Origin of the sequence: Thiomicrospira microaerophila, assembly GCF_000934765.1 — a bacterium.
Lineage (GTDB): Bacteria > Pseudomonadota > Gammaproteobacteria > Thiomicrospirales > Thiomicrospiraceae > Thiomicrospira > Thiomicrospira microaerophila.
This window is the reverse complement of sequence record NZ_JYNN01000087.1, coordinates 1-4107: the sequence shown is the minus strand read 5'-3', so window position 1 is coordinate 4107 and position 4107 is coordinate 1. Positions and strand designations below refer to the sequence as shown.

Here is a 4107-nt window from a genome sequence, read left to right as displayed (position 1 = left end):
AACAATTTTAGGGTGAATCCATAATAGGTCTAATCTAGTAGTGGGTGTGTGTAAGCATAAGATTGTTTTGTACTTTGTTTAAGATATAACAATTTTAGGGTGAAGGGTTACTCGGCGGAACTATAACAAATTTGGGGTTGAAGAAAAAGGGTGCTAAATAGAAAAATTATCAACGCTATTCCAATTGCTCTAAATTTGTGTATTATAGCTAAACTATAACGCTACATTCTATTGTGTTATAGTTTGGTTCTGTAGCGATCATGGGGTTTAAAAAATGAGTTCTAGTATTATTGATAAGTTTAAATCTGTTGAAGAAAAAGCTAAAAAAAAACTCATATCAAAAATTGAAGTACGTGAGTTAGAAGAGCAGGCTATTCTTGAGAATGATATGCCAGAGTCTCATAAATCCCTAATGAAAAGCCGAATGGGCGACCATAAAATTCATAGTGTTACCCAGTCTAATGAACTGGTTCGGAGTTCGCAAAAGCTCTCAATTCAGGAAAAGCGTCTTATCGTCCTGGCTATTGCTCAAATAAACCCAATGGAAACATCAAAAAGGCTTGAGTACAGAGTTAAGGCAAAAGATTTTGCAGAATTCTTTAATATTAAAAGTAAGGCAGTATACTCAGAGCTTCAGAAGGCCTGTAGTAGCCTCTTTGATCGTTCATACAAAACTTATAACAAAAACAAAAAACTTCGTATAGAGGGACGTTGGGTTCAACGAGTGACCTATTTTGATGATAAAGGCGAAGTGCTAATTAAGTTTGCTGAAGACGTTATGCCTCATCTTCAAGGGTTGGCAGGAAAATTTAGCTCTTATCGTCTTAACACACTTCCCAATTTTTCAACAAATTATGTTTGGCGCATGTTTGAACTTATGAATTCGGTTAAGCGCGGAAATTCTTTCAGTGGCTTCTTAGACATCACTCTTGATGAGCTCCGCCATGCGCTTGAGATTCCTGATAGCTACAGTTACGGCAATATTAAGCAAAGGATTTTAAATAAAGCTATTTCTGAAATGATAGAGACTATGCAAGTGGATATTGAGTTAATTGAGAAAAAAGACTCATCTATTGGCCGTGGTGTTGTTGCGATACGGATGGTTTTTGAAGAACGTAAACAAGGTCTTCTTTTTTGAAAAATACATGTTCCGGCAGATACTTAAAGGGGTGTGATTATATTTTCAAATTAGCAAATCGAACATATGATTTCGAAATCCTAAAAAAGGCGGCGGCGTACTTTGCAGCACACAGCCAGTAAAGTACGCCTGGATTGATGCACATAAAACCCAATATGGCGTAACCAACTTATGCCGCTTATTTGATGTTAAGCGCAGTAGCTATAACAGTTATGTGAGCGCCAAACAGGCACAACGCCTCAAGCGAGACCAAGAAAACCAGACCCAAGCCGAACTTGATCAAGCCATCAAAAAGCTGGTTGAAGAGTATGACGAAACGATAGGTGCAAGACGCATAAAAGTAGCGCTAGCGCGCCATGATAAACTGAAGGTAAGCCGCGTCGTATTGCTGAGCGCATGAAAGCGCTGGGATTAAAGGTGATCACACGCAAGTGGAGTGCAATAAAAAATGGATAAATTCCTTTGTGAAAAAGTATATTTTTAGTGGTTTCATGATAGTTACTGTTGTCAAAAAATGAGTGCCAGTGTTATCTCCTTAATGGCTGTAATAGCCACTCCCTATGTGACAGATCAAGCACTACTTGAGAGTTGGGGTAAAATTTGGGTTGACACTCCAGATCATTGGTATCCGTAGCAAACAAGGTGTACTGGCTGCAAACATGAGTAAAGCGTTTTTGACGTCTTTGAGATAGGCTACATCGTCCATTGTTTTAGAAACCTTATCTCAACTTAACTGCATATAACAGTACGCCAGTGCCTAAACTTAAAATGTTCAGCAGATAAATGAGGGAGAATCCGCTGATTTAAGTGTTGATATTTATTTTAACAAAAGGCCAACCATCAAAATGAACTGGTTCGAACAACTCACCGGCTTTGCTGAAACCGATTACCACAGCACCCAATCCCAGCTGGAGATGGAGGGCAATACGCTCATCTGTCTGCCAAATGGTCAGCGTTATCAAGCAGGGCGCTTACTCACGCCTACGCTCGCTCAATTGCGTCAACAAACAGCCGCGCTACCCATCATGAGCGCACCGAGTCGATTATCCGAACGGGTGGGGATGTTCGCGATTTACATCAAAACCGCGACGCGGCTATGAATCTAGCCAAGTATGCCGTGAGTTACACGGTTTAAGCCTTTGGAGAGGAAGGCGCTGGCTTGATGGCCACATCAAGTAAAACCGTCCTCGTTGAATTAGGAATTTAACACCAAACTTGGAAAGAGTTATCCATGACCAAGTTTGGGTAAGTTTAAAATAACGGTGACAATCTTGTGTCTTTAACGTTTAAACAAAGTCACCATAGCCATAGTCAGCTAGCACACCTTGAATCCAAGCGTATACTTCAGGGCTAATGTTAACCGCCACAGGCGTAGAGGTTTCCTCATCGTAATAGTATCCCGAGTAAACACCTATTAAGCTTTCTGCCCCCCAAGATTCAGTGTAAATAAGAGGGGAGCCGCTTGCACCTTGAGAACCCAGCAAGTTTTCTGATAGCCATAAATTGTTACTACCCGAATCGGCAGGTATGCCGTCTTCGTTAAAATACCCGGTGTCAGCGTAATGCTCAAGCAGTCCAAAGGCCGACCACATGTAATAATCCTCCCAAGGTGTATCAGGGTTATCTTGTTGCAAATATTCAATAGGGTAACCCGCCCACATAACAAAGGTATTGGTTAAGCTATCTTGCGGGTTTTCAAGTAAATTGAAAAACAGCCAGTCCGCATCAACCGGTTCAGCCAATGTAATAATAGCGAGATCATTCTCAGGCCAGTTATCTGAATCGACATCATGATTTAAACTATATATGGTTGTTGCCAATGCGGGGTTTAGTGTATGAATATTTTCACCATTTAAACCTTGATAAAATCCAATTGACTCTATAGTGCCACCATCATCATTATCCATAACATGTGCATTTGTTAATACATGCTGTGGGCTAATTAAAGCCCCTGTACCCGTGTTAAACGTATCGCCAAAATCGACCTTAATCAAGCCAATCATTTGATAAGGTCCCACGCTGGTATCGCTTACCCAATAAAGCGGCAACCCGTTTAGCTCTACATGGTCATGTGGCATTTCATTAGACACGATCGGTGCGTCAGCTAGATAGGCTATCTGGGTTAAAAATGAACTTGTTTCACGATCAATTTGGATCGTGTGAATTTCATCATTAAACACAATCTGAGTGGCATTATAAGCGTTGATTGCAATCTGTACGCGATGATCACCTTGCTCATACACAACATGGCTTCCATTAAACCACTGCGCATACTCATCGGCCCAACCAGACATGACAATACGGTTATCACCACCCAGTAGATTAATCAGTGCCGAGGTGTTGTAAGGCACAATCACCTGTTCACTGTATTGACTACCAATAACGGTATCTTGATCTTGTGCAAGATATTCGGTTAAGCCGCTAAACACCACAAATTGTTGATTTGCATTCACTGTAGTATTCAACAAGCCTTGATCTGAAAATACAGTGTTATCGTTTAGATCATGTGCAAAACTGACATCCTTCCAGTGCTGAACGATGTTGCCCGACGTTGATAGCATCTCAGAATCAACATAGTTAATTGTAAAATCATTGTTACCAGTATACCCAAGCCAGATTTTAGAAGTCTGCGTTATGTGGGTGACATCGCTGGAATCAGAAAGCGCGGATACGCTAAACTTATAAAATTCAGGGTTGTCCTGAGCCAGCTCTGATATCTGCGCGCGAATCGATTCCACCTGTGATTGTGTGCTGCCACTTCGTTGACTGTTAAAGTCAAGATAACGGTCTACGCCACCCAAGTTTATAGACACGCCTTTAAGTTGTGCAAAAACGGCTTGTTCGTGCATAGGTTCCAAATCAGACATGGTTAATTCATAAGCTTGCACCCAATTAACAGGCGTAGGCTCCGGTGTAGGCTCTGGTGTAGGTTCCGGTGTAGGTTCCGGTGTAGGTTCCGGTGTAGGTTC

At 41.4% G+C, this 4107-nt stretch carries 4 protein-coding genes; 3 read left to right on the top strand and 1 reads right to left on the bottom strand.

Annotated elements, in window-relative coordinates; genetic code table 11:
• Positions 1 to 274 precede the first annotated feature (274 nt).
• The 3 genes from NA59_RS12515 (at position 275) to NA59_RS12505 (ending at position 2238) form a co-directional block, all read left to right on the top strand.
• Entirely contained in the window at positions 275 to 1138 is an 864-nt protein-coding gene (locus NA59_RS12515; RefSeq protein WP_044413431.1) for a replication initiation protein, read from the top strand.
• A gap of 214 nt (positions 1139 to 1352) precedes the next feature.
• On the top strand, positions 1353 to 1538 hold the full coding sequence (locus NA59_RS12510) for a hypothetical protein (RefSeq protein WP_044413429.1): 186 nt from the start codon (positions 1353 to 1355) through the stop codon (positions 1536 to 1538).
• Between the two features lie 445 nt (positions 1539 to 1983).
• Positions 1984 to 2238, top strand: a complete 255-nt coding sequence (locus NA59_RS12505; RefSeq protein WP_044413427.1) for a hypothetical protein — start codon at positions 1984 to 1986, stop codon at positions 2236 to 2238.
• 186 nt (positions 2239 to 2424) lie between these two features.
• Here the strand turns inward: NA59_RS12505 and NA59_RS12500 are convergent.
• A partial coding sequence (locus NA59_RS12500) for a trypsin-like serine peptidase (protein ID WP_044413424.1) occupies positions 2425 to 4107 on the bottom strand: 1683 nt, incomplete at its 5' end.

Coding starts and splice junctions, on each gene's coding strand:
- NA59_RS12505 (WP_044413427.1), top strand. CDS start 1,984: ATGAACTGGTTCGAACAACTCACCGGCTTTGCTGAAACCGATTACCAC.
- NA59_RS12515 (WP_044413431.1), top strand. CDS start 275: ATGAGTTCTAGTATTATTGATAAGTTTAAATCTGTTGAAGAAAAAGCT.